General features: G+C 48.6%; 26 protein-coding genes, 1 tRNA gene and 5 pseudogenes. 20 read left to right on the plus strand and 12 right to left on the minus strand.

The genetic code is table 11. The annotated features are described in order from the left end of the window. Positions 1-15 precede the first annotated feature (15 nt). The 5 genes from PXT33_RS08935 to PXT33_RS08955 form a co-directional block, all read right to left on the minus strand. Positions 16-531, minus strand: a complete 516-nt coding sequence (locus tag PXT33_RS08935; RefSeq protein ID WP_055187025.1) for a hypothetical protein — start codon at positions 529-531, stop codon at positions 16-18. A 195-nt stretch (positions 532-726) separates the two neighbouring features. Then, positions 727-1,116, minus strand: a complete 390-nt coding sequence (locus tag PXT33_RS08940) for a hypothetical protein (RefSeq protein ID WP_055187026.1) — start codon at positions 1,114-1,116, stop codon at positions 727-729. A 31-nt stretch (positions 1,117-1,147) separates the two neighbouring features. Beyond that, entirely contained in the window at positions 1,148-1,894 is a 747-nt protein-coding gene (locus tag PXT33_RS08945; protein WP_133300985.1) for a hypothetical protein, read from the minus strand. 265 nt (positions 1,895-2,159) lie between these two features. Next, positions 2,160-2,294, minus strand: a complete 135-nt coding sequence (locus PXT33_RS08950; RefSeq protein WP_165852945.1) for a cyclic lactone autoinducer peptide — start codon at positions 2,292-2,294, stop codon at positions 2,160-2,162. Between the two features lie 68 nt (positions 2,295-2,362). Next, complete coding sequence (locus PXT33_RS08955) at positions 2,363-2,941, minus strand: accessory gene regulator B family protein (RefSeq protein ID WP_097783063.1); 579 nt, start codon at positions 2,939-2,941, stop codon at positions 2,363-2,365. A gap of 179 nt (positions 2,942-3,120) precedes the next feature. Between PXT33_RS08955 and PXT33_RS08960 the strand changes: the two genes are divergently transcribed. The 3 genes from PXT33_RS08960 to PXT33_RS08970 all read left to right on the plus strand — a co-directional run bounded on the left by PXT33_RS08960 (position 3,121) and on the right by PXT33_RS08970 (position 5,477). Further along, on the plus strand, positions 3,121-3,819 hold the full coding sequence (locus PXT33_RS08960; protein ID WP_097783064.1) for a LytTR family DNA-binding domain-containing protein: 699 nt from the start codon (positions 3,121-3,123) through the stop codon (positions 3,817-3,819). Beyond that, positions 3,816-5,084 carry a GHKL domain-containing protein gene (locus PXT33_RS08965; protein ID WP_332376371.1) on the plus strand — a complete coding sequence of 423 codons (1,269 nt, stop codon included), beginning with the start codon at positions 3,816-3,818 and terminating at the stop codon, positions 5,082-5,084. Before PXT33_RS08960 ends, PXT33_RS08965 begins: the two co-directional genes overlap by 4 nt. Before the next feature lie 75 nt (positions 5,085-5,159). Next, a complete protein-coding gene (locus tag PXT33_RS08970; RefSeq protein WP_055185906.1) occupies positions 5,160-5,477 on the plus strand; it encodes a DUF3847 domain-containing protein in 318 nt (105 codons plus the stop codon). Between the two features lie 9 nt (positions 5,478-5,486). Here PXT33_RS08970 and PXT33_RS08975 read toward each other — a convergent pair whose 3' ends face one another. Beyond that, a complete protein-coding gene (locus tag PXT33_RS08975) occupies positions 5,487-5,702 on the minus strand; it encodes a hypothetical protein (RefSeq protein WP_347070296.1) in 216 nt (71 codons plus the stop codon). Positions 5,703-5,745: 43 nt separating this feature from the next. Here PXT33_RS08975 and mobQ point away from each other — a divergent pair. From mobQ to PXT33_RS09050, 16 genes and pseudogenes are all read left to right on the plus strand, one after another. Then, positions 5,746-7,330: pseudogene (gene mobQ, locus PXT33_RS08980) on the plus strand (MobQ family relaxase). An 898-nt stretch (positions 7,331-8,228) separates the two neighbouring features. After that, entirely contained in the window at positions 8,229-8,468 is a 240-nt protein-coding gene (locus tag PXT33_RS08985; RefSeq protein WP_005945119.1) for a replication initiator protein A, read from the plus strand. 223 nt (positions 8,469-8,691) lie between these two features. Further along, positions 8,692-8,874, plus strand: coding sequence for a hypothetical protein (locus tag PXT33_RS08990; RefSeq protein WP_005945116.1), 183 nt, complete (start codon positions 8,692-8,694; stop codon positions 8,872-8,874). Positions 8,875-8,967: 93 nt separating this feature from the next. After that, entirely contained in the window at positions 8,968-10,593 is a 1,626-nt protein-coding gene (locus PXT33_RS08995) for a recombinase family protein (RefSeq protein WP_242699672.1), read from the plus strand. After that, positions 10,580-11,226: pseudogene (locus PXT33_RS14830) on the plus strand (DNA topoisomerase); the annotation flags it as partial. The gene PXT33_RS08995 and the pseudogene PXT33_RS14830, both read left to right, overlap by 14 nt. A 139-nt stretch (positions 11,227-11,365) precedes the next feature. Continuing rightward, a complete protein-coding gene (locus tag PXT33_RS14835) occupies positions 11,366-12,979 on the plus strand; it encodes a helicase C-terminal domain-containing protein (RefSeq protein WP_332376373.1) in 1,614 nt (537 codons plus the stop codon). After that, complete coding sequence (locus PXT33_RS09005; protein ID WP_332376374.1) at positions 12,976-13,308, plus strand: plasmid mobilization protein; 333 nt, start codon at positions 12,976-12,978, stop codon at positions 13,306-13,308. The genes PXT33_RS14835 and PXT33_RS09005 overlap by 4 nt, the downstream gene beginning before the upstream one ends. Before the next feature lie 103 nt (positions 13,309-13,411). Continuing rightward, entirely contained in the window at positions 13,412-13,687 is a 276-nt protein-coding gene (locus PXT33_RS09010) for a hypothetical protein (protein ID WP_332376375.1), read from the plus strand. 23 nt (positions 13,688-13,710) lie between these two features. Beyond that, complete coding sequence (locus PXT33_RS09015; protein ID WP_146746953.1) at positions 13,711-13,953, plus strand: hypothetical protein; 243 nt, start codon at positions 13,711-13,713, stop codon at positions 13,951-13,953. A gap of 40 nt (positions 13,954-13,993) precedes the next feature. After that, positions 13,994-15,380, plus strand: a pseudogene (locus PXT33_RS09020) (relaxase/mobilization nuclease domain-containing protein). A 160-nt stretch (positions 15,381-15,540) separates the two neighbouring features. Further along, on the plus strand, positions 15,541-15,987 hold the full coding sequence (locus PXT33_RS09025; RefSeq protein WP_347070297.1) for a helix-turn-helix transcriptional regulator: 447 nt from the start codon (positions 15,541-15,543) through the stop codon (positions 15,985-15,987). 15 nt (positions 15,988-16,002) lie between these two features. Next, positions 16,003-16,521, plus strand: coding sequence for a hypothetical protein (locus PXT33_RS09030; protein WP_055191375.1), 519 nt, complete (start codon positions 16,003-16,005; stop codon positions 16,519-16,521). A 181-nt stretch (positions 16,522-16,702) separates the two neighbouring features. Beyond that, a pseudogene (locus PXT33_RS09035) lies at positions 16,703-17,137 on the plus strand (DNA methyltransferase); the annotation flags it as partial. A gap of 194 nt (positions 17,138-17,331) precedes the next feature. Then, positions 17,332-17,619, plus strand: a complete 288-nt coding sequence (locus tag PXT33_RS09040; RefSeq protein WP_332376376.1) for a hypothetical protein — start codon at positions 17,332-17,334, stop codon at positions 17,617-17,619. A 19-nt stretch (positions 17,620-17,638) separates the two neighbouring features. Further along, a complete protein-coding gene (locus tag PXT33_RS09045) occupies positions 17,639-19,144 on the plus strand; it encodes a DNA methylase (RefSeq protein ID WP_215697275.1) in 1,506 nt (501 codons plus the stop codon). Next, a complete protein-coding gene (locus PXT33_RS09050; RefSeq protein WP_097839464.1) occupies positions 19,125-19,622 on the plus strand; it encodes a hypothetical protein in 498 nt (165 codons plus the stop codon). The genes PXT33_RS09045 and PXT33_RS09050 overlap by 20 nt, the downstream gene beginning before the upstream one ends. 251 nt (positions 19,623-19,873) lie before the next feature. Here the strand turns inward: PXT33_RS09050 and PXT33_RS09055 are convergent. The 5 genes and pseudogenes from PXT33_RS09055 to PXT33_RS09075 all read right to left on the minus strand — a co-directional run bounded on the left by PXT33_RS09055 (position 19,874) and on the right by PXT33_RS09075 (position 23,723). Then, positions 19,874-20,208 (minus strand): annotated as a pseudogene (locus PXT33_RS09055) (hypothetical protein). Positions 20,209-20,676: 468 nt separating this feature from the next. After that, a complete protein-coding gene (locus tag PXT33_RS09060) occupies positions 20,677-21,285 on the minus strand; it encodes an HAD family phosphatase (protein ID WP_302276737.1) in 609 nt (202 codons plus the stop codon). Between the two features lie 75 nt (positions 21,286-21,360). After that, positions 21,361-22,242: an aldose 1-epimerase family protein gene (locus tag PXT33_RS09065; RefSeq protein ID WP_332376377.1), complete on the minus strand. Its 882-nt coding sequence runs from the start codon at positions 22,240-22,242 to the stop codon at positions 21,361-21,363. A gap of 12 nt (positions 22,243-22,254) precedes the next feature. Beyond that, complete coding sequence (locus tag PXT33_RS09070) at positions 22,255-23,502, minus strand: right-handed parallel beta-helix repeat-containing protein (RefSeq protein ID WP_332376379.1); 1,248 nt, start codon at positions 23,500-23,502, stop codon at positions 22,255-22,257. 20 nt (positions 23,503-23,522) lie between these two features. After that, positions 23,523-23,723, minus strand: coding sequence for a hypothetical protein (locus tag PXT33_RS09075; RefSeq protein ID WP_332376380.1), 201 nt, complete (start codon positions 23,721-23,723; stop codon positions 23,523-23,525). Positions 23,724-23,805: 82 nt separating this feature from the next. Between PXT33_RS09075 and PXT33_RS09080 the strand changes: the two genes are divergently transcribed. After that, on the plus strand, positions 23,806-23,934 hold the full coding sequence (locus PXT33_RS09080) for a hypothetical protein (RefSeq protein WP_249259247.1): 129 nt from the start codon (positions 23,806-23,808) through the stop codon (positions 23,932-23,934). Between the two features lie 134 nt (positions 23,935-24,068). Here PXT33_RS09080 and PXT33_RS09085 read toward each other — a convergent pair. Beyond that, positions 24,069-24,146: transfer RNA gene (locus PXT33_RS09085), tRNA-Pro, on the minus strand. Positions 24,147-24,160: the final 14 nt, after the last annotated feature.

Here is a 24,160-nt window from a genome sequence, read left to right on the forward strand (position 1 = left end):
GATTATATGGCAGAATCATTTGGTGACACTGAAAGCTAATGTTGCGCCATCAACGACACTATACATATCGCCGTTAGCCGCAGTAGCAATTCCAGTAAACTCAACCTCCCATTTTCCTTTAGAGAGTCCATATTTTACATCTTCCGTACCGATTGTGCCGTATGCAGAAATGGCATGATCAAAGGTTCCAAAGGGTGTACCAAGTTTATTGAAATGCAGGTTACCTTCAAAGGAAACAATTACTGCACCCGGAACGGTAATCGTCCATTGGATATACCCTTCAGACAGATAATCAAGTGTACATGAACCAGCATCGCCCCAGAAGGTTTCGCGAGAAATTGGGACAAGTTTGAATGTTGCAGAGTTTACAGTTGTTCCTTTATCAATTTCGATACTAGATTTTTTGGAAGAAAGTGCTACAACGCCTGGTTCAACTGCAACAGCAGCAGGCATCAAAACTGTGTTGAAAACAACCAACGCAGCACTCGTTCCAGCCATTTTAAGGAATTCATTTCGGGTCATCTTTTTCATGTCGATTTGCTCCTTATATTTTATTGACTGTTACAAGTCACCCAGCTACAATTTGGATTCTTTTTCGCTTAATTCTGCACTGGAATCACCTCTTACAAAATTTTAGTATATTGGCATCATCGTGATCAAAAGCAATATCACTAACAGCCACCTCATCACACTATAAAGCCGCAAATTTTCAACTCAGGTGTATGCTCATCGGCAAATAAATGTGAACCATACGAATGCCGCTGTTAAACAACCTGCCAAAACCACTAAAATACAACTTGCCAACTTTGGCTCAATAGCAACTTTTTGATTTTCGCACAGCGCAAATTTCTGAAGTTCCTGAAATGTTGTTTGATTGACATTGCCGTGTATTGCTTTCCATGCAACGAAATGATTTGTAATCAGAAGATAATCTGAAACGATTCCTACAAAAACAATGGCAAAAAATGCTGCGGAAAAGAACCACATTCCATCGCATTGATTCACCGTCAGGATATCCTGAAGGCTTGCTGGCTTCAATGCCCATAAAGCCACAACATATAGCAATACTTCGCAGAAATCTCTTTGGAGTGGCCCTTTTTGCTTAAAGAATCCCATTACATGTTCTCCCTGTCCTTTGAAGTCACTATCAGCCACCAATGGCCTGATAATAATCCGTTTTAGACCGAATCAAAGAGCCATTTGACTTATATTCCTTGACAGTTTGATGATAGCAATGTGTATAGTAGCTATTGTCATAGGAAAATAGGACTTCATACGTAATAGAAGATATTGTCACTTTATAGCAGTCCGAGGACATACTCTGAAGCATCTGATCGAAAATAAACGATGCTGTAGAAGAAATAACTGCTGCTGGTGTGCTTCCCCATGCAGTTGCTAAAATACTGGCTACATCAGATGCTTTTTTGCATTTACGCAAATCACTAGCATAAACCGTATCGGTTGCACTTGTGCCAACATAGCGGTGCTTGAACTGCGACCCTGTCACCTCGCTTCCAGTGAGTGCAGGAATTTGTGCCAGCTGTCCGTTTTTGTAATTTTGCTGATCTTGATAAATTTCATAGAACAAGCTATAGTCACTTCTTGCAGTTGATGTTGTTGATTCACCAGATGCACCTACAACAACAATGTCCATCACATCATTAGGATGCACCGTACGCGTAATTCGTGTGATACCTCCATCACGAATTGTAAGCTGTTCAACAACATCTTTTCCATTCATCGAGTACGAAACAGAATAATTTGATCCTGTCAAAAGAGATTCGCTATTGCCATGATTTGTTGAATCTGCAAAGGCAATGGGCATAATGGAAGCAACACAAAGCAGCACCGCTAACACGCAGGAAATATAACGCAAATATGTTTTTGTTTTCATTTTGTTTTTTCCTTTCATGCATTCCTATAGAACAACGGACTCTCATCTGTGCATCGGAAACACCTCCGAAGTACATTGATTATCGATGCTCTCACTTTTTCAAGAGATATTTTCCAAATGCAAGGACGCCTAGAATATAGAAAAGCTGACGAACAATCAACATAATGAATGAAAGCAGCTCCAACATAATCGAACAGTTCCTTTTAGAAAATTATCAAGAAATATATCCCGTAAGAGTATCGCTATCTTACCTTTCATATGAATTTCAGTCATGCTCAAGCGATTCCGGGACATCCGGCTGATATGCCGTAAAGCCACAGGTGCTGTTCACGCTCAAGACTGCGAGAGCCATTGCCATAATGCAAGTGACCTTGCTCAAGAGCAACATAATCTTTTTCATTTCTGTTACCTCCGTTTGATATTTTTTAGAGCATTCTTCTTCTGAAAACACATGAACGCCCTCGTACCTTAGGATATCTTCGCTTGTTTCTGAAAAAACGGAATGATTGCAAAAATCACTAAAACCCATTTTGAAATGTAGTATACCGTTATACTGCGGGTGTCCGGAAGCACATTGAAAATGGCAAACAGGAAATCTATTGACGAAAGAACAGATGCGACCATCTTATAGCTTAACCGCTTCTTTTTGCCTAAAGGCTTATTCGTTGCTTCTATCGGAGAGAAAAAGATAGCGATGCCCATAAGAGCTGCTGTTGTCAGGATACGAAAAAGGTGATTGGCTGCAATTACTTTACTCAGCAAAATGCAGATAAGTGCCAGTCCGGTAAATGCCAGATAGCATCTGGTGTGCGACGTTGCATGATATCCACCAATGTAGATTCTCTGCGGGATAAACCCAATCAAAAATGAAAGTGAGTATCGAACATCACCACACACGGCAGAGACGAGGATGACAAGCAAAACACTTACAACAGACGATATGAGCAACTCGTACCCATAGACATACGCATCCGCTTTTGATTCGTCTACCACTTTTTGTTCGCAAAAAAGACGGACTAATTTCTGAGACAGCGTGCGTTCCCACATTGCAGTTGCGCCACCTTATCTTCTGATTTTTGCTTCACTGTATCATAAATTTCAACAAAATCAAGAGGTTTGGCAAAACTGGTCGTTCTGGTGACAAAAGTGGTAAGTCAGGCTACTTGTAAGGAGCCTTTGCACAGTCTATAATAGTATCAGAACATTATTTTGTGGAGGTTGTCGAAATGCTGAAGTACCACGTTGCAGTCTGCGATGATGAGAAGTCAGACCTTGATGGTATTGTTCAAAGCGTCCAGCGATACGATGTGCAAGGTTGCTTTGACATTGAAACTTACATGGACGGAAACGAACTTCTGAGCGAATTGCAAATGCAGAAGAAATCCTTCGATTTGCTGCTGCTCGACATTGAGATGCCATCCAACGGTTTTCAGCTGGCACAATCCCTGATTCAAATGGAGAAGCATCCCTTGGTGGTATTTGTCACGAAGCGGCACGAGTATGCTGTGCAGGGATATGGCATTGCATTCCGCTACCTTGTCAAACCTTTGGATCAGACGCTGTTCGCTGCGGCGATGGACGCTGTCCTTCAGGAACTGAACTCCAAACATTTCACAATCGAATACGATGGTGTCACCATGTCCTTGGAAACATCAGATATTTACTTTCTGGAAAGCCACGGACATAAAGTTCTGATCCACTGCAAGGAGCAAGACCTTACATTGAGAATGAGCATTCCTGAAGCCTTGGAGCAGCTTCCCAAACGATGCTTCGTGTCGCCACACAAAAGTTATCTTGTCAATATGGAACACATTGTTTACGCTACTGGAACCGCTGTTTTTCTTTCCAGCGGACATCAGCTACCGATCAGCAGGAGGAAGCGTCAGGAGTTCAATCAGAACTTTAACGCTTATTTGGGAAGATGATACTTTATTATTTCGTTGAGTTTGCAGGGAGCTTTGCCAACATCGCTCTGTTGCTGCTTTTTATCGGTCGGCTATTTCCTAAAAAGGAGCCCGTTTCAAAATGGTTCTATGTGTATGTTGTGCTTATGATCGCTGGCCAGTGTGCACTAAGCTTATTCCCGGACTGGGTAACGCAGCGCACGATCTATCTTTTAGTTGGCGGATTTTTCCTCGCACTGCTGTTTTACGAAGTGCGACCATGGCAGGCGGTTTTTGCAAGCGGAGATTTCTTTACGCTGATTGCTTTGGTGGAAGTGCTTGCAATGCTCCTGATCGGGCTGCGCATCCCTGATACCGATATTCTGATGCAGGCTGGGGCAGCACGGTTGGTTTATGTTGTTTTTTCAAACCTGATTCAAGTTCCACTTGTAGTCCTGATCTCACATTTTTTCAGTCGAAAGGGAAATGCTCTGCGCATCCTATGGCTGTTGCCAATTATTGCGATTCAAATCGCAAGCATCGCTGTCTGTTATGTGGCACAGTATCATGCTGCGGATGAGTATTTCCCGGATTATATGGTCGGCCTTATGGCTGTGCTTCTCCTTATAAACATCCTGATCGTGTTCTATGTGGAAGCTCTCCGGGAAAATGAACTGGAAAAATTCAAAGCCAAGTTCAATGAGCAGCAGTACAATCTTCAAATGGAATACTACCAGCAGCTCAAAGAACGTCAGGAAGAAGTCCGTTCTCTACGGCATGATGTGAAGAAATACATTCTGGCGATGCAGGCAGTTGCAGAACACGGCGATACCGAAGAACTTCACAAGATTGCACAAGCTGCCACGGATATTTTTGAGCGTTCCACAAATGTTTCTGCTGTCGGAAACCCTGTTGTTGATGCTCTTTTGAATTATTACCTACGCATCGCAGAGAAGAATAACATCAAGGTCAAACTGGATGTGACGATTCCTGAAGTTCTGACGATCTCATCGCTGTCTTTGAGCATCATCCTCGGAAATACATTTGACAATGCCATTGAAGCCTGTTGCAGTCTGCCAGCGGAACAGCGAACCATCCATTTACAGCTGCGCAAACAATATCGGAGCCTTTTCTATCGGCTGGAAAACCCATACAGTGATACTTCTCGCGGAATCCGCATCGGAGAACATCATGGTTACGGGCTAAAAAATATAAACCGTATCGTTCAGGAAAACCATGGTGACTTCTACACGAAAAAGAAAGACGGTGTATTTACGGTTCAAGTTCGCTTGAACTGCGAAAATTAAATATGTTTCCACAGCCAAATGATCAGCCTTTATACTGATTGTTTGGCTCTTTATTTTGTAAAGGAGCGTGATGCTATGACCCAGCCCAAATCCGACCTTGCCTATCTCCGCAGCGAAAAAGCCAAAGCGGAGCAGCAGCTACGCTACTACAAGCACCGTGAGAAAATTCTGGAACATCAGATACCGGAGCTGACCCGCAAAGCCCGTGTGCATCGTCTGTGTACCCGTGCCGGAATGCTGGAAAGTTTTCTGATTGCGCCGGAAGAACTCACCAACGATCAGGTGATGGAGCTGCTGAAAATTGCGTTCCGTCAACCAGAAGTTGCGCTGGCACTTGCAAAGATGATTCACGACTTGCAGGAACGCCGCAGCGTTTCAAACCCTTTAGAATAAAGGGCGCAATTATACACCGTTCCGGTGAAATTGCGGTCTTGCAGACGGCTCGATGAAATCGAAGCTGGCGTTTGTGCGCCAGCCCGATTCCATCCCAAGGAAAACTGCATTTTCCTTGCGCTGCTTTGCAGCTATCCTTTGCGGCTCCCGCCTGAGATCGAAGCGCATGGCACTCCGTTCTAAGGCGGCGAGCAAAACCGAATACAATTCCAGACCGTTCACCAAGAGCAATCTTGCTGGGCGGTCTTTTTGTTTGGGGGTGATGCCTATTCCGTGTCCGCATTTCAAAATTACCATCGTCAAGCGCAGCCAAGGGCAGTCCGCTGTTGCCGGGGCCGCTTACCAAAGCGGCGAACGGCTGTTCAGCGAGTACGACCAGAGAACGAAATTCTACAACAAGAAGAAAGAACTTGTCCACGCTGAGATCATGCTGCCATCCTATGCGCCGCCCGGATATGCAGACCGGGCGACCCTCTGGAACGCCGTAGAAGCTGTGGAGAACCAGTGGAACTCCCAGCTTGCCCGGCGCATCGTGCTGGCGTTCCCGGTGGAGGTGCCGAAAGAACGGTATCTGTCCATGATAAAGGAGTTCTGTCAGGAGCAGTTTGTTTCCAAAGGGATGATCGCTGACTTCGCCATCCACGACAAGGAGATGGAAACCCACACGCCCACATTCTGCTGACCATCCGGGCAATGGATGAACACGGCAAGTGGCTTCCAAAAGCCAGAAAGGTTTACGACCTTGACGAGAACGGCGAGCGCATCCAACTTCCTCCGGCAACTGGAAATGTCACAAGGAGAACACGGTGGACTGGAACGACCAGAAGTACGCCGAAATCTGGCGGCATAGCTGGGAAACCATCACCAACCGCTATCTGGAAGCAGCTGGCAGGCCAGAACGTGTTGCCCTGCGCTCCTTTGAGCGGCAGGGCATCCAGCAGATACCGACCGTGCATCTCGGCCCCGCTGCACACCAGATGGAAAAGCGTGGAGTAGAAACCTTTCTCGGCAATCTGAATCGTGATATTCGAGCCGCCAACAGCCTGATGCAGTCCATCCGCAGTGCCATCCGTGGGCTGCAACGCTGGATCGCAGACCTGAACGAAAAGAAGCAGCTTCTTCTGGACGCTCTGGAAAAGGCAAAGGAACCCACATTGTCCGACCTTCTGGTGGACTATTTCAATCTCCGCAACGAACAGCGCAGCGATTGGTCTGGCAAGGCAAAACTGAAATGCACAGTCCGGGACTTTGAGGAAGTCAAACAGACGGTGGACTATCTGAAAGCCCATTCCCTGAACACCATCGAGGATTTGAACCAAGCCATTGACAGCTTAAACCAGACCGCCGCCCCTCTCCGCAGGCAGTTGAAGCAGAACGAGAACCGGATGCGTTCGATTGCCCAGATCAAAGACGCTGCCGCCGTCCATGCCAAGCTGAAGCCCATCCACGATACCTTTATAAAGAAGAACTTCAAGCTGACAAAGAATGCCTATGCCAGCCAGCACAAGGAAGAACTGGACGCTTTCAATAAAGCTGTCCGCACTCTGATGAAACTGAACGGCAGCACAGCGGTAGATTTTTCGGCATTGGATGCCGAATTTTCTGCGCTGCAATCCAGCAGCGCAGAACTGCGTACCCAACTGGAAACCTTGCAGCCGGACATCTCCGCCCTGAAAAACATCCGCAAATATATCGACATGGTGCTGAATAAGCAGCAGCTTTCCGCACCGGGCGGTAAGATGCCGGAGAAGGAATCGGTGCTGAAACAGCTGGAGCAGCTTCAGCAGCTTCAGCAGAAAAAGTCCAACTACAAAACGATTTCTACCACCCCAAACCGCGAAGAATCGCTCTAAACGATCTTTCTGTCACCGATATGCCGTTGCAATCAGTGGCAGAAGTACATAATTCATTTGTTTTTTGCTGGCTTTTGGCTATTCTCGCTGGCTAGTGAGTAGAGGCGTACTTTTAAGGCAGAAATTTTCTCCAACACCCCCCATTTTAGGCCACTTTTTCTGTTAATAGTAGAAGCGCCTCTTTGAAAGCCGGTCATTTGTGACCTTTTTGTTAATTCTCAAAAAGATGGTTGTCTTTGGGCTGTTTTCGTTGCCTACCTATTGAGAGGATTTTTTCAAAAGCGGAGATTTGGTCTCAAGAATTACAATTCAATTACAAGTTTCTCACCAATGCTACGAAACAGGCGTTCTCGATGCCTACCAAGTGTAGGGCATCTTTTTCAAGACCATTCTCGGACTATTATGACGTTTTGTTTACAAAATTGCTTGCAATGCTACGAAATGGCCTTTTTCATCGGCTACCAAGTAGAAGGATGTTTTTCGTCCGTCAAAGTCCAGAAATCTTCCATATGTTCCTTGACAAGTGAATAGTTCAATCGTCCGGTACTTCACAAAAGGTACTTCTGTAACTCGCAGCCCGGTCATAACGAAGACGGGGTGGCTGAAATGCCAATGGTGCGGTGCAAGCCCGCCGCCGGACGATTCCCCACTCCTAGGGAAGTCGAGGACCAATATGGGAGACCTTAACTTATTAACGCAGTTGAGCACTTGTTTCGTGCTTTTCTGCGACTGGAGAATTGGAACCCTCCAATTCTCGTTACATACTCTTTGTTCCTGATTTCTGCTTCAGCTGGAGGTGATCAACATTTCAGAATATCTTACCACGCAAACTCCGCTGCCGCCGTTTCTCCCATACCCATGCTTCCTTTTGGAACTTGACCTGAGTCAGACTGCAAAAATGACTTATGTGTTGCTACTCGACCGTGCCACACTCTCGCAGAAAAATCTCTGGATAGATGAACGTGGATTCGTGTTTGTCATTTTTACGATTTGCTCTTTGGCTGAGCAGCTAGGGCGCAGCACTGTCAGTGTTTCCAGTGCGCTTAAGGAATTGGACGCTGCGGGATTGATTGAGCGCAGACGAACGCGGTTTTCTTCGCCCAATCACATCTTTGTGAAAATTCCAAATGTTGAATAGTTCTGCGTTTTTCACGATTCAAGAACCGCCAAAATCACGATTCTGTGATGCAGATTCTTAATGGCATCTGCAAAAGATATTTTTCCTATGCAGTATAGCAGCCTTTAAGACTGTATCGAAGAAAACTTTCACCTAACCAACGTAATAAAACAAAAAGAGAAAAACGAATAGAATCCATCCATTCCTTTCCGTATTTGCACCACATGAATGAGGAGGTCTGCCCTTGAACAAAGAAAAATCTGAGAAGAAGCCCACCACACGCAAACGTGCGCCGAGAAGTCCGAAGTCCGTGCGCCTGATCGTGGAACGCCATTATATCGGCAATGTGCCGATGAATACGCTTTTTCAGCGGCTTGTGGAAGAAGAAATTCGTAAAACTGCCGAATCGTATCTCGCCGCTGGCTAATTGGACGTTTTACTGCGGAAAAGGGCTTGCATCGTCACGCAGCATCCGCTACAATGTGATTGATGAGGTCTCTTTTCCATTATGGAGGTACACATGGAAAAGGACAAAAAAGTAACTGCTTTATACTGCCGACTGTCAAAAGATGACGGTTCAAACAGCGAAAGCCTGAGCATCCGCACTCAAAAGTCAATGCTTATGGAGTATGCCACACGCAACGGTTTCGGGAATTGCCAGTACTATGTTGATGATGGTTACAGCGGTACGAACTCTGACCGCCCTGCCTTTCAGGAACTTCTGGATGATATCCGGGAAGGAAAGGTGGCAACAGTCATTACCAAAGACCAGTCCCGACTTGGACGCAACCACATCGAAACCGGAACGTATATGGAAATCTTCTTTCCTGAACACGGTGTCCGCTATATTGCAATCAACGATGGTTATGATTCCAACGAGCAATCTCAGATGGATATTGCCCCGTTCCGAAACATCATCAATGAAATGTACGCCAAAGACACTTCCCGAAAAATCAAGAGTGCCCTTCGGACACGCAAGAAAAGCGGAAAGTATATCTCCAGCGGCGCACCGTTTGGCTACCAGAAAGACCCTGCCGACCACAATCACCTTGTGATCGACCCGAACACCGCCCCCGTTGTTGAGTATATCTATTCAATGGCAGAGGAAGGGCTGGGGCTTCACCGCATCGCCAAGCGGCTCCACGATGAAAAAGTCTTGAAGCCGTGTTACTACAAGAAAGAGATGTTTGGCCGCTTTATTGATGATGAAAAGATGTATGATTGGGACAGTGCCTATATCAGTCAGGTTCTGCACAGCCCAGTCTACGCCGGACACATCATCTACGAAGCCAAGCCCACCGTGTCCATGAAATCCAAAAAGCGGCGTTATATTCCGTTTGAAGAACGCGCTATCGTTCCGAATACACATGAAGCAATCATCCCACAAGACCGTTGGGAGAACGTGCAGCGAATCCTTTACAGCCGTTCCAGTAGTTTTATGTGCGATAAGACCGACTACGACAATATCTTCAAAGGCATCGTCCGCTGTGCAGACTGCGGCAGAACGATGTTAGTCAAGGTCGAGCACAGGCGCAAACGTAACAGTGTTCTGGATCAGACCTTTTATTGTTGCAGCACTTATCGGAAATATGGTGCGAAAGCCTGTGACTCGCATAATTTGGAAGCCCGTGTTCTGCATGAAGCTGTCTTTGCGGACATTCAGGCACACGCAAAGGCCGCTGTGAGCAATCGGGAAGCCCTTGTGAAGAAGATTGCAAATCAGATGCACCTCCGGGTGTCCTCTGACCGGGCGCAGCACAAACGGGATTTGAAGCAGTGTAAAGCACGAATCGCAGAAATCGAAGACCTGTATGCAAAACTTTATGAGGACGTATCAAAGGGACTTCTCCCGGAGAAACGTTTTCAAATGCTTGCAGATCGCTACGACAAAGAACAGGCTGAACTGACCGAAAAGATTGAGCAGTACGAGCGGGAAGGCCGTGCTGAACACGATCAGCTGGACAAGATTCAGGATTTTATTGATGAAGTCAGCAAGTACGCTGGCATCACCGAACTGAACTATAAGATTCTGCATCAGCTGATTGACAAGATTCTGGTATCCAAAGCGGAAAAGGTCGATGGCGAATACGTCCAGAAAATCCAGATTTTCTACCGCTTTATCGGCCCATTGGATGCCATCGAGTAACAAAGTCAGAAAAGTCACCTCCGAGAACTATCCTACAGACGCAGGGCGCGAGGGAGAACTGATCTTCCGCTTGGTGTACCAGCAAGCAGGCTGCAAAAAGCCCTCTTCTCGCCTATGGCTGTCCAGCATGGAGGAAAACGCTATCCGGGAGGGCTTCGCCCACCTCAAACCGTCAACTGAATACGATGCGCTGTACAATGCAGCACTCTGCCGGGAACGTGCCGACTGGATGGTCGGTATCAATGCGTCCCGGCTTTTTCGTGTCTGTACGGTCAACCGCTGGCGGTGGGGCGTGTTATGACCCCGGTGCTTGCTATGACGGTAGTGCGGGAAGCCGCCATCGCCGCCTTTGTGCCGAAAAAGTTCTACACCGTAGAACTTGAACTGACCAGCGGATGCACGGCATCCAGCCGCCGCATTCCCGAAAAATCCGTTGCCGAAAACCTGCTGGAAGCCTGCCGAAAGGAGATGGTAGCAACGATCCAGCGCATCACCCGCAAGGAAAAGTCCGAGAGTCCGCCGCCGCTGTACGACCTAACCACCCTTCAGCGGGATGCTAACCGCCTGCTGGGGTACAGCGCACAGCAGACGCTGGACTATGTGCAGAGCCTGTATGAGAAGAAACTTACCACTTTGGGCGATTTCTTTACGGACAAATCGTTTAATTTAGAAAATCCACAAAAAGTATCTTGACAAACTCGACCCCGAAGGCACCGGATACCGGGCAAGAACGAGATTTGCAAAGTTCTTCAACCTGCCGGAACTGATGTCCATGTTCAAGGAGGTTGCGGACATTAAAACATCCGACCTGCTCCATCTGCCTGTGCCCGAAGCAAAGTTTGAAACCGTGGTGGCAAAACCCTCGGAGATTCAAAAGGAAATGGTGCAGGAGCTGAGCAAACGTGCCGCCCGCATCCACTCCGGCACGGTGGATGCGTCTGTGGACAATATGCTCTGCGTCACAAACGACGGCAGAAAGATTGGCTTGGATGTGCGCCTGATGAACCCCATGCTGCCCGATGATCCCAACAGCAAATTGAACGTATGCGTTCAAAATGTGCTGAAAATCTGGGAAGATGGCAAAGACCAGAAGCTGACACAGCTTTTGTTCTGCGACCTCTCGACACCAAAGAACGATGGTAACTTCAACGTCTACGATGACATTCGCAAGAAGCTGGTTGCCGCCGGTGTGCCGGAAAACGAGATTGAGTTTATCCACAACGCAGACACCGAAGCGAAAAAGGCTGCACTGTTCTCGAAAGTGCGCTCCGGCGATGTGCGCGTCCTGCTGGGCAGCACGGCAAAAATGGGCGCAGGAACCAATGTGCAGCAGCGTCTTGTGGCGGTGCATCATCTGGATGTTGGCTGGAAGCCCAGTGACATGACCCAGCGCAATGGTCGCATCATCCGGCAGGGCAACATGAACAAGGAAGTCAAGGTGTTCAACTACGTCACCGAAGGCACATTTGATTCGTACCTCTTTCAGACCCTTGAGAATAAACAGCGATTTATCTCGCAGATTATGACCAGTAAATCCCCGGTGCGCTCCTGCGAAGATGTAGACGAACAGGCACTTTCCTATGCGGAGATCAAGGCACTTTGCGCCGGAAATCCACTCATCAAGGAAAAGATGGACTTGGACGTTCAGGTCGCCAAGCTGAAGGTGCTGAAAGCCGACCACCAGAGCCAGAAATTCCGTCTGCAAGACAAGCTGCTGACCAAATTCCCGGCAGATATTCAGGAAACGAACGCCCACATTGCCGGGCTGAAAGCCGATGCACAGCTTGCCGCCGCCCATCCGCAGGGCAAGGAGGAGTTTTGCGACATGGTCATCAAGGGCGTGACCTACGACGAGAAAAAGACCGCCGGTGAGCAGCTGGTGCTTGCCTGCTCCGAACTGCCCAACGCCGAGGAAAAAGTCATCGGCAGCTACCGGGGCTTTGAACTGTCCCTGCGTTTCGACACCTACCGCAGTGAGTATCAGGCTATTTTGAAGGGGCAGCGGAAGTACACGGTGCCTTTGGGCACCGACCCGCTGGGCAACATCACTCGTCTGGATAACTCCCTGAACAACTTCCCGGAACGCATCACCGCCGCAGAGAACGAGTTGGATACCCTGCATCAGCAGCAGGCGGCGGCGCAAATTGAGGTGGAGAAACCCTTCCCACAGGAAGAAGAACTGGCAGAGAAGTCCGCTCGTCTTGCGGAACTGAACGCCCAGTTGGACGTGGACGAAAAGAGCCACGAATCGGAACAGGAGGAGGAAGAACAGGAGAATGCCCCTCGCCGCCCCTCGGTGCTGGCAGCACTGGAAGAAAAATCGGACAAGCCGGAGCCGGTGAAGCCCTTCCGCAGTTATTACGACAAGGATGGTGATGCCCGGTGAGGGAAAAGCGGGATGAAATCATTATGCTGAGAACCACAAAGACCGAAAAGAACCGCATTTATGAAAAGATGCTGGGCATGGGCATCCGCAGCCTGAGTGCCTATATCCGCAAGATGGCGCTGGACGGCTACTGCCTGAACCTTGACCTGCCGCAACTGCGGCGCATGGCATATCTTTTGCAGATGTGCAGTAATAATCTCAACCAATATGCTAAAGCCGCCAATGAAAATAGTCGGGTCTATGCTGCCGACATGGAGGACCTGCGGCAGCGGCTGGATGAGCTGATTGACATTGGTCGGCAGATCCTTTCCCGGCTGGCAGAACTCTAAGATTTTTCCCCGCAGTTGGAGGGCTGCGGGGGTACATAGGCGGCGACACCATTGACAGGCTCATACTCTATCCATATACTGAAAGCAGAAAGGCGGTGTCAATATGAAATTCGTAGCAAGCGTTCTCCTATTTCCTGTGGTTCTCCTGAGTGCATTTCTGGTACTGATGCTGAAATGGACGCTGAACCTGTCGGCGTTTGTGCTGGCACTGCCCATGCTGTATATTTTCGGCTGCGGCCTCTATACTCTCTATTGTCAGGAGTGGCTGCAGTTTTTGATCTTGCTGGTGGCAGAGTTTGGCTGCTTTGCGCTGATCTTCATGGGGGCTTTGATCGTGGATGCGGCGGAGCGTTTTAATGGCTGGATTGCCGGATTGTGAGGGATTAGATGGACACAGATGCCATGACCGACTATTATTGGGAAAATCTGAAAGATATTCTGCAACGACAACTTGCAGACGATGATGAATATCGTGCACTGATCCAGAAAAAGATTGCCGCAGAGATTGCGTTGAAAGCTCTTATCGGCGAAGAAGCATGGAGCCTCTATCTGGAATTGGATGCAATCAGCAACGAATTGGAAAGTGTTCGGCAGGAAGCCATGTATCTGGCAGGTGCTGCCGATCACGAGAAATTATCCAAATGATATTGATGCCGCCGATGTGCGGCATTTTTTGTAGGAGGTGATGGCACTGGCAGCAACACGGTTGATTGCGCTGCACAAAAACAAAGGCATGACCGTTGCGGCCTGCCTGAAAAATCGCACGGACTATATCGAAAACCCAGACAAGACCGAGCAGGGACAGTATGTCAGCAGCTATGCCTGCAGCACCCTGACGGCAGATGAAGAGTTTATGCTCACCAAGCGGCAGTACGACCTTGTGAACGGACGCAGGCAGAAAAGCGATGTAATTGCTTATCAGATACGGCAGTCCTTCCGTCCGGGGAAATCACCGCAGAGGAGGCTAACAAGGTGGGCTACGAACTGGCCATGCGCTTTACCAAGGGCAAGCACGCCTTTGTAGTGGCAACGCACACGGACCGGCAGCACATCCACAACCATGTGATCTTCAACTCCACAGCGTTGGATGGCAGCAGGAAGTTCCGGGATTTTTCTTTTCGGCGTTGGCAGTGCAGCGGTTGAGTGACCTGATTTGCTTAGAGCATCAGCTGTCCGTCATTGAAAAGAAGCCCTATCGGGAGCGTCAAAAGCGCATTGTCTACCCGCCGAAAGAGAGCAATCGTGACCGCCTGTGCGGAATCATCGACACCATTCTTGCAGAAAAGCCGGGAGATTACGAAACTTTTCTGCAAAAGCTGGAGCGGCAGGGATATGAGGTGAAACGTGGCAAGTACACGTCGGTGAAGGGCAAGGGGCAGAAACGTTTTATCCGGTTCCGTACACTGGGCACCGGCTATGGCGAGGATGAAATCAAGGCGGTGCTGGAGGGCAAGGTGAAACACCAACCGTACCAGAAGAAGCCGCCCAAAGAGCAGCCCTTCCAGTTGCTGGTGGATATTCAGGGGAAAATGGCAGAGGGCAAAAGTGTCGGCTACAAAAAGTGGGCAGCCAAGTTCAACCTGAAAGAGATGTCCAAAACCCTGCTGTTCTTGCAGGAGCAAAAAATCGGTAGCGCAGAGGAACTGCGGGAACGTGCGACGGCGGCAACGGAACGCTATCATGCTATGGGGGATGCCATCAAAGCGGCAGAAGCGAGGTTGACCGAAATCGCCGTGCTGAAAACTCACATCATCAACTATGCCAAGACCCGTGATGTGTACGCTGCTTATCGGAAAGCCGGGTACAGCAAAACCTTTCTGGACGCTCACCGGGAGGAGATTACTCTGCACAAGGCGGCGAAAGCTGCCTTTGACGAGGCTGAGATGCAAAAGTTGCCGAAGGTTAAGGAACTGGATGCGGAGTTTGCAGAACTGCTAACCAAGAAGAAAGCCGCCTACCCGGACTACCGCAAGGCACGGAATGAGATGCAGGGACTGGTTCGGGCACAGAAAAACGTGGAACGATTTTTTGCGGAAGAAAAGCCAGCACAGGAGAACGAGCAGGCTCGATAAGAACAAATTGCCGGGAGTTGACCGTAAGAGGTCTGCTTCCGGCAATCTTTTTGTTAGTTCAATCTTTAACGGAATTGTTCATCTCTTTCGATTGTGTATGTTCATGCGTTTAACAGGTATCCTATGGAGTGTAAATAACACGATAGGATGAGGTTGCGCTATGAAAGAGCTTTTTGGACAGAGACTGCGGGAGCAGCGTATAAAGCATGGGTTGACGCTGGAACAACTTGCGGAAAAATCCGAGCTTTCCTCCAACTATATCGGCATGGTAGAGCGTGGCTTAAAGGAACCCGGCCTTGCCACCATTGTTAAACTTCTGAACGCTCTGAATATTTCCGCAGACACATTGTTGTGTGATCTGGTTCCCAGTGCATCTCATGTGACCGACGACGAGATCCGCAAGCGACTGGAAGGCTTGACCCCCATCCAGAAGAAAGCTGCCCTCGATTTGCTGGATACCTATATCAGCAATCTCCCTACCTCACAAACGAAGAATAAATCGCAAACTTTGCAAGCGCATCGGCTGAAATTTAGCCGATGCGCTTTTCTTTGCATTCCTTTCGGCTATAATCATTCTTATAGGATGTATTATTTCCTAAAGAATTGATTCGGGGGTGTCAAAATGAGAGAACCGCAGTACAGCATTTTAGCCGACATTCAGGATGCGATCGAGCGGGCAAAACAAGGGAAGTTGGCATTGTACTGGCAGCGCACCATCCAACGGGAATACCGTTGCAAAAAAGTCACCCTTGCCGAACAGCAAGCGTATGAGCAGCTGCAAAGCATTCTTTCCGAGATTTCGCAATGGAACGATGAAGAAGATCTGCGCTCCGACATGGAGGAAATTGGCGGCAGGGTCTGGTATTGCCACTACTGGGAGGAGCATTACTCCATGGTAGAGTTGACCGAGGACCGCAACGGAAAATTTAACGTTGACTACGTTTTGGACGACGCAGTGACCCCGGAGGTGCGCCGGGATGCTGCACTGTTAGCGCAAAAGGAATTTGCGGACTGTATGCAGGAATGGGGCATTTCTCTTCTGAATGCACCCGTCCCGGAACAGATGAAGTATGCTTCTCTGGCAGAAGCCGCATCTCACCTCATGCAAGTCCTCAATGACCCGGAGAGCATCACAGGGTAAAAAGCGTCCCGCCGGGACGCGCAGCCTGCATTGGAAAAATGCAGATCAAAGGGGTTTGGGGCACTCCCCAACAAGCATTTGCAGAGCAAAATAAGCAGATGTATATACGTCTGCACTGCTTGCCACAACAATGCGTCCTTTTTGTCCGCAGTTTGAAATTTTTAGATTGGAGAAAAACGCCATGCCAACCTTGGAATGGATCGGTAAAAATAAAGTCGTGAACCATCATCAGGAAGTTCCCTTCCGGGAGCTGGAGCGGCAATACAGTTTTGATGAGCAGGGGCAGCATATCGAAAACAACGGCAGTGAGAACATGATCATCCACGGCGATAATCTTGAAGCACTGAAAGCCCTGTTGCCGCAGTATGAGGGCAAGGTGAAGTGCATCTATATTGACCCGCCCTACAACACCGGCAACGAGGGCTGGTGCTACAACGATAATGTCAGCGACCCCCACATCCAGAAATGGCTGGGGGAAGTGGTGGGCAAAGAGGGCGAGGACCTGACCCGTCACGATAAGTGGCTCTGCATGATGTATCCCCGGCTGATGCTGCTTCAAAAGCTGTTGGCAGATGATGGCGTGATTTTCATCAGCATTGATGATAATGAACTCTATCGGTTTGATGAGTTTTTGAAGATTCTGGGAAAACTGTAAACAAGAAAAAGAGTGACAGTGTTTCGATTTGAAATACTGTCACTCTTTTTCGTTGTCTGAATCACAGACAAAATAGCCGTATCATCTTGAAAACAGCGTAAAGATTTATTATAATAAGATAAATAGTTGTGACTTTTGCAAAGGAGCTGTAAGGAATGAATCGGAACTGCCGCCGTAAAACAGAAAAGGTCTATGTGAAGGTGAACTCTGATTTTGATGCAACCGGCTATATGCAGCCCCGGCAGATCACATGGGGCGATGGTCGGACGTATCCCATCGAGCAGGTGCGGGACTTTCGCCCTGCAAATACCATTGCCGATATGCCCGGCGACTGTTATACTGTAATGGTAAAAGGACAGGAACGGCACCTGTTTTTCGAGCGTTCCGACTCACGGTTTCCCTCCCGGTTCGGCCGGTGGTTCGTGGAGGTGGAAACCAAATAACACAGAGGAGGGCTGAATCATGGCAGCGCAACGCACCTTTCTGGCAATCGACCTGAAAAGCTTCTATGCCTCGGTGGAGTGCGTAGACCGTCATCTCGACCCCCTGACCACCAATTTGGTGGTGGCGGACGCCTCCCGCACCGAAAAGACTATCTGCCTTGCGGTATCGCCCTCCTTAAAGGCATATAAGATACCCGGCAGAGCGCGGCTGTTTGAAGCCGTTCAGCGGGTGAAAGAGGTCAATGCTCAGCGGCTGCAAACTGCCATCCGGCAGAAAAAGGCAGTCCGGGGAGAGGATGGAAAATACCACTTTGCCAGCACCTCATTCGATGCCAACGCCCTGAACGCAGACCCTGCACTGGGGTTGAGCTACATCGTTGCGCCGCCCCGGATGCAGCGGTATCTGGATGTGTCCACCCAAATCTACAAGACCTACCTCAAATATGTGTCCCCGGCGGATATCTACCCCTACTCCATTGACGAGGTTTTCATTGATGTGACGGGCTATCTGCCCTACTACCACATGAGCGCCCACGAGCTTGCCATGACCATGGTGCGGGAGGTGCTGTACAACACCGGCATCACCGCAACGGCAGGCATCGGCACCAACCTCTACCTTGCAAAGCTGGCCATGGACATCGTGGCAAAGCACATCCCGGCGGACAAGGATGGTGTCCGCATTGCGGAGCTGGATGAGCAGTCCTACCGGTATCTGCTGTGGAACCACCGCCCCCTGACGGATTTTTGGATGACCGGTCCCGGTACCGTCAAACGGCTGGAAGCCCACGGCATCTACACCATGGGGGATTTGGCACGGTTTTCTATCCACGGAGAAGATCGTCTGTATAAGATTTTTGGCGTGGATGCGGAAATTCTCATCGACCACGCATGGGGCTATGAACCCTGCGGTATGGCTGAGATCAAAAGTTACAAGCCCAGCACCAACAGCATCAGCGAGGGACAGGTTCTGACCTGCCCCTACCCCAACAATAAAGCAAAGCTCATCGTCCGGGAGATGGCGGAGATTTTGATGTTCCGGCTCACCGAAAAGAAGCTGGTGACGGAATCCATCACCTTGGAGGTGGGCTACGACCGGGAGAACGTGGACAAGGGTGGCTATCGTGGTCTGACCCAGACCGACCGCTACGGCAGAATCATCCCCAAAGCGGCACACGGCACCGTCCGGTTCGACGCTCCTACCAATCTAGGCAGCACCATCATCAACGAAAGCGCAAAGCTGTTTGAGCGCATTACTAACCCTGCGCTGACGGTGCGGCGCATTACCATCAATGCCAACAAGGTCACGCCGGACGAGGGCATCTATCAGGTGGACTTTTTTACCGACACCAAGAAGCTGGAAAAGGAGAAAAAACTCCAGCAAGCCATGCTGGGCATCAAGAACAAGTACGGCAAAAATGCCGTACTGAAAGCCAGCAGCTACGAGGAAGGTGCCACCATGCGCCAGCGCAACGCGCAGATCGGCGGGCACAGCGCGGGAGGTTCGGATGGAAAACTACAAAAATAGCAAGATCGGACAAGAGACTGCCCAAAAGTATGGGGACATCATAGAGATGGAACGCCCCCAGACCGAAGAATCCCTTCGCAAGCATCCCCGCATGACCTTGCAGAACCGGGCAAAGATTTTCTCTCCCTTTGCAGCCTTGCGTGGTTATGATGAGCAGCTTGCCGCAGAAAAGCAGCGCACCGAGCGGGTGACCAAGCGCATTTTGACCGAGGAAGAAATGTCGGCTCTGTCCGATCGGCTGATGCAGGTCACCAAGGGCATGACCATCACAGTGCGGTATTTCAAAGAGGATACCGCCCACCCGGAGATTCCCGCAGTGGGCAACTACATCACGCTGACCGGAAAAGCGGACCGCATCGACCCAGTGTTCCGCACCTTGCAGATGGGCGAAACCGTAGTGCCCTTTGAAGATCTAGTTGAGATCAGTGGGGAAAGCATCATGGAGATTGACCAATATCTCGGCATTACAGAGGATTAAGCACAAAAAAGGCCACCAGTCGAAAAAACGGCTGGTGGTCTTGCTTACTTATGGCGTATCGTCGGCAACTGTTTGATTTTATTTCCGACCTTTTTGCGTTCCAGTGAGAACACCATGTCTGGAGTGCGTTCAAAGAAGCCTATGTCACGTTTCCAGCTTGTCCCACACTTGCAATGGAACAGCCCTGTAAACTGCTGCTTCATTTTACGTCCGCAGTTCGGACAGATTCGCTTGCTGGCTCCCATAAAAGTTTACTGGAGCTTGGCAACAATTTCATCGGCAGACATACCGCTGGCAAGCAGCTTTTTCAATACGGATTCCGCTTCGGCCTTTTTGGATTCTTCTGCGGCCTTTTTTCGGCTGCAACCTTTTTTGCCTCTGCTTTAGAAAGTTCCTTTACTGCAACCTTCAGCGCAGATTTTTTGCTTTTCAACTGCTCTTTCAGTACGCTAATGTTGTCAGATAATGCGGCAATCTCAGTTTCAATTTGTTCCTTGGCAGTAGTCTTTTCAGCAACAATAGCCGAATAGTCAACATTTGCTTTCTTGGTACGCACTGCATTCTTGCTTCCTTTTGGTCTAGCCATAATAGTCCCTCCATCTAGTATTGGAATTGAGCTAATATAAGTATATTCTTTCCGTCTCGAAATGCAATACTTTCTTAAACAATAAGAGCGGAGCCTTTTGCAAGGTTCCGCTCTTATTGCTGCTGTGATGCAGTGACAAAATGAAGGAATATTTATCTTTCAAAACCACCGATGGACTATCGCTATGAGGGTTCAGCAGCAATCCCATCAGACAGGCTTTGGAAGAAGCAAATGGGGATGGGAGAAATGCACCGTCATAGGTTGATAGCTACCCCAAGGATCACGAACAGGATTGACAGACAAATACAACTTACCCCATTTCTTCGCTTGGTAAAAGCGTCCAAAGAACACTTCGCATGTTGTTTTGCCTGTTCCAACTGGGATGCCCCCGCATAAGCAGAGAATCCAGCACAAATCAAAAGTATCAAACCAATCCAGACCATCATAATCATTTCTCCAAATGGGATATTACCATTCCACGCCCAGAGTGCACAGGCTCTCGGCAAGGGCAGGAACATCCATGTTGAACACGATGCCTGCCATATTTTCGTAGAGTGCACCCTCTACGTTGATGGGCGTATCGTCAATAAAGACGCATTCCTCCGGGCGAAGGGCGAACTTGCGCAGGAAGGTGCGGTAGATCTGCGGGTCGGGCTTTAGCAGCTTGGCCTCTGCGGAGATCAGGGCACCGTCCATCAGCTTGCTGGCCTCTGCCCGTGCCCAGTAGATGGGCTGACGGGTGGCAGCATTGGAAAGCAGGTAGAGCCGGTAGCCCTTTGCTTTCAGTGCCTGCAAAAGCTCCAGCATTCCCTCCACCGGCACAATGGGGTCGTCCCACTTTTCGATCAGCCCACGGGCTGCATCGTGCAAACGCTCCGGCAGGCGGGGCAGGATGCGCTGCTCTGCGATCTCCTCGTCGATGACGCCCCGGTCCAGCATGGTCCACTCCACCGAGCGAAATACCTCGTTGCGGATCAGCTTGCGATCCTCGCCGGTGAGGGAATAGCGGTCCATAAACAGCTCCGGGTCAAACCGAACCAGAACGTTTCCCATATCAAAAACAATATTTTTTATCACGAATATACCCTTCCTGTTTTACCAGTTGGTTTATGACTGCCACCTTATTTCACAGTTCATACAACGACCTTCTATTTATCTTTCAAATGTTGTATGTAATGTTATAGAGTAGCTTTCATTGGGAGCGATGCAAGCCGCTGCCGCATGTTCATTCCACTCGGAGGTGTCAGTCTCTGCAGCTGGGAGACTCTGCCACGGCTCAATGCAGATAAATCGCATAGGTTTCGTAGGTGCACTCCAAAGTAGCGTATACGGATATTCCGAAATATCGCAGATGATTTTTCGCTCAGAATTCTTTTCATATATTCCAATCGTTTTGGAACGGAGTCCGGCGAGACAAAAACTATCATTATCAAACAGCGTATCCGTCAGTGGAATCGCCTGCGTATTTTTCCATTGATAAAAACTTTTTCCAGAGAGCAGACCATGAGGAAGACAATCCAGAATGATTGGGCTTTCCTCTTGCTCAAACCGAATCTCATAATCCGTAGTTGTGTGGTTTTCATCAAACGGAATATTAAATCCCGGATGAAAGCCAATTCCACACCGCATATTCTCGTCGCCGCAGTTTTTCACATGGACTTCATGGTGGAGCGTATGCCCGTCAAGAGTGAAAACACTTGTGAATTCAAAATCAAACGGAAATCGCAGAGTTTTCGTTTCTTCATCTGCTCGGAACATCAGTTGAGCAGAAATTCCGTTATTCTGCTTTAAGATATGCTCCAGATCACGAATAAAACCATGCTGTCCACCGCTATAGTGCTTCCCGTTATGAACCAATTCACCATTGGCAAGTCGTCCAGCCCACGGAAACAATACTGGAGAATGACGATCCCAAATAGCAGGGTCAGCCTGCCAGATAAGCTCTTCACCTTTGCTATTTTTTACACTGACAACCTCTGCACCATGCGTATCAATTGTCACGGTCAGAAATTCATTGCTGATGATCGTTTGCATAAACTGCCTCCATTATTCTGTAACAATATCCGTATCCGATATGAACTGCTCGTCACAAGAATTTGCGACAATGGGTCGTTCAAATCCTTCAATCGTGTTTCCGCTGATAGTACAATTGTCCAAAAGATACAGGTCGATTGCTTTTCCGCCATTCACGGCTTTCAGGGTGTTGTCCTTGATGGTGACATTTTTGATGTGCTTGGGCGATTTGTTGTTTGTAGTGATTTCCAGAACGGTCGCATTGGGGTCGCTGACATCAAAGGTGTTGCCTTCGATGGTAAAGTCCGTTGTGCTTTCTGCACCTGTCGGGTCAATAAACGAACCGTAGGTGTCGGCCAGAATCCCATAACGGTCGATCTGCTCCGAGTCCGAAGTAATAGTGAAATTGTTGTTGCGAATGGTGATACGGTCATAGGCCATAAAATGGATAGCGGTATAGGCGGCGTTGTCAAAGGTGCAGTCCTCAATCACGATATCAGAGCATTTCACGCCTGCCTGCTGAGAGTGTGTTCCGATGGCCGCCATATAGTGCGGCGTGTTTTCACTGCCACCAAAATAACAGTTGCGAATCGTGACATTCGTAGAGGGAGCTTTGTTCTGCACCAGCGTATAGGGATAGCCCTTTACCGTACCGGGTTCGATTTGAAGAAGCTCGCGCGTTTTGTCGCCGCTTCCACGGAAGGACTGACCTTCAAAACGGCAGTTTTCAATCAGAACATTGTCCGAGCCAGCAACCTGAATCACGTGTCCGTTGTAGCAATCCCGGAAAGTAATATTGCGGATCGTGATATTGCTTCCGTAACCGATGCCAAGAGCGTTGATGGACTCCGCATTGGGAAGATTTTTGGGCGTTCCGGATTCATCCAGCTGACCGTTCATATCCCAGATGCCACCTTCGATGATGATATTGCTGTTGCCTTCAGCCTTATTGTGTTTATAGGGGTGATTATAGGCCATCATAGGATTTTTATCCTGGCTGCAATTCAACAGAACCGCATTGTCACTCATCTTGAAGGTCATGTTTTCTTTGAAAACAATATGACCTGCCAGCTGATATGTTCCGTCCTGCAAAAACAGCACGCCGCCATCGGGCAGTTCATCAATTGCTTTTTGAAGTGTTTCAGTGATGTCAGAAGTCGAGCTTAAATCGACTTTATATTTTTTCACGAAGTCCACTTCTTTGTTCTGGCTGCACGCGGTAAAAAGGATACAACTCAGCATCAAAAATGCCGAAGCCAAAAGTCTTTTTGTTCTTGTCATAAGAATTTTCCTTATACAAATTAAAGTTCTTCGATAAATTTCAAATGAGGGATGTGCCGCAGGGTGTCGATCATGCTGTCGTGTGGGCGGTGTTCAAGGCTGCGCACCGTAACCACAAACGCGACACTGTTGATGGAGTTTGTACCAAGATAGTCCGGCTCCATTTGTAGGTTGCTCATGCTCAATCCGGAATCACGCATAAACTCGATGAATTCACCCATGTATTCACGGCTTTCGAGTTCCACATAGATATCAATTACGCTTGTGTGTTTCCGCGTGAAATAATCCATGCAGGCGTTGGGCGTGGATATTCAGACCATCCAGAGCATCGTAGGCCATGCCGATACCGAAATGACTGAGCATTATCTCCATGTTCAGGAATCCATTCGGCAGAGTGCGATCCAGTTGTTCAGCGAGGCATTTTCGGCCTGAAAATTGGACGGAACGGCACTAATTAGACCAGATAAAATCTTTGGCATTGTGGTCAAAATTGTGGTCAAAACCAAATGAGGCCAGCTTATAAACAAAAAAATCCAACGATTTCTAACGTGAAATCGTTGGATTTATGGTCCGAGTGGCGAGAATCGAACTCACGGCCTCTTGAACCCCATTCAAGCGCGCTACCAAAACTGCGCTACACCCGGATATCGACCGCCGC

This window comes from Faecalibacterium taiwanense, assembly GCF_036632915.2.
In the GTDB taxonomy this organism is placed as follows: Bacteria; Bacillota; Clostridia; order Oscillospirales; family Ruminococcaceae; genus Faecalibacterium; species Faecalibacterium taiwanense.

Coding starts and splice junctions, on each gene's coding strand:
- PXT33_RS14835 (WP_332376373.1), top strand. CDS start 11,366: ATGTTCAAGGAGGTTGCGGACATTAAAACATCCGACCTGCTCCATCTG.
- PXT33_RS09050 (WP_097839464.1), top strand. CDS start 19,125: ATGGAAAACTACAAAAATAGCAAGATCGGACAAGAGACTGCCCAAAAG.
- PXT33_RS09045 (WP_215697275.1), top strand. CDS start 17,639: ATGGCAGCGCAACGCACCTTTCTGGCAATCGACCTGAAAAGCTTCTAT.
- PXT33_RS09030 (WP_055191375.1), top strand. CDS start 16,003: ATGAGAGAACCGCAGTACAGCATTTTAGCCGACATTCAGGATGCGATC.
- PXT33_RS09015 (WP_146746953.1), top strand. CDS start 13,711: ATGACCGACTATTATTGGGAAAATCTGAAAGATATTCTGCAACGACAA.
- PXT33_RS08995 (WP_242699672.1), top strand. CDS start 8,968: ATGGAAAAGGACAAAAAAGTAACTGCTTTATACTGCCGACTGTCAAAA.
- PXT33_RS08960 (WP_097783064.1), top strand. CDS start 3,121: ATGCTGAAGTACCACGTTGCAGTCTGCGATGATGAGAAGTCAGACCTT.
- PXT33_RS09040 (WP_332376376.1), top strand. CDS start 17,332: ATGAATCGGAACTGCCGCCGTAAAACAGAAAAGGTCTATGTGAAGGTG.
- PXT33_RS09010 (WP_332376375.1), top strand. CDS start 13,412: ATGAAATTCGTAGCAAGCGTTCTCCTATTTCCTGTGGTTCTCCTGAGT.
- PXT33_RS09070 (WP_332376379.1), bottom strand. CDS start 23,502: ATGACAAGAACAAAAAGACTTTTGGCTTCGGCATTTTTGATGCTGAGT.
- PXT33_RS09065 (WP_332376377.1), bottom strand. CDS start 22,242: ATGCAAACGATCATCAGCAATGAATTTCTGACCGTGACAATTGATACG.
- PXT33_RS08955 (WP_097783063.1), bottom strand. CDS start 2,941: ATGTGGGAACGCACGCTGTCTCAGAAATTAGTCCGTCTTTTTTGCGAA.
- PXT33_RS08965 (WP_332376371.1), top strand. CDS start 3,816: ATGATACTTTATTATTTCGTTGAGTTTGCAGGGAGCTTTGCCAACATC.
- PXT33_RS09075 (WP_332376380.1), bottom strand. CDS start 23,723: ATGGGTGAATTCATCGAGTTTATGCGTGATTCCGGATTGAGCATGAGC.
- PXT33_RS09025 (WP_347070297.1), top strand. CDS start 15,541: ATGAAAGAGCTTTTTGGACAGAGACTGCGGGAGCAGCGTATAAAGCAT.
- PXT33_RS08985 (WP_005945119.1), top strand. CDS start 8,229: ATGACTTATGTGTTGCTACTCGACCGTGCCACACTCTCGCAGAAAAAT.
- PXT33_RS08950 (WP_165852945.1), bottom strand. CDS start 2,294: ATGAAAAAGATTATGTTGCTCTTGAGCAAGGTCACTTGCATTATGGCA.
- PXT33_RS08940 (WP_055187026.1), bottom strand. CDS start 1,116: ATGGGATTCTTTAAGCAAAAAGGGCCACTCCAAAGAGATTTCTGCGAA.
- PXT33_RS08945 (WP_133300985.1), bottom strand. CDS start 1,894: ATGAAAACAAAAACATATTTGCGTTATATTTCCTGCGTGTTAGCGGTG.
- PXT33_RS08935 (WP_055187025.1), bottom strand. CDS start 531: ATGAAAAAGATGACCCGAAATGAATTCCTTAAAATGGCTGGAACGAGT.
- PXT33_RS08970 (WP_055185906.1), top strand. CDS start 5,160: ATGACCCAGCCCAAATCCGACCTTGCCTATCTCCGCAGCGAAAAAGCC.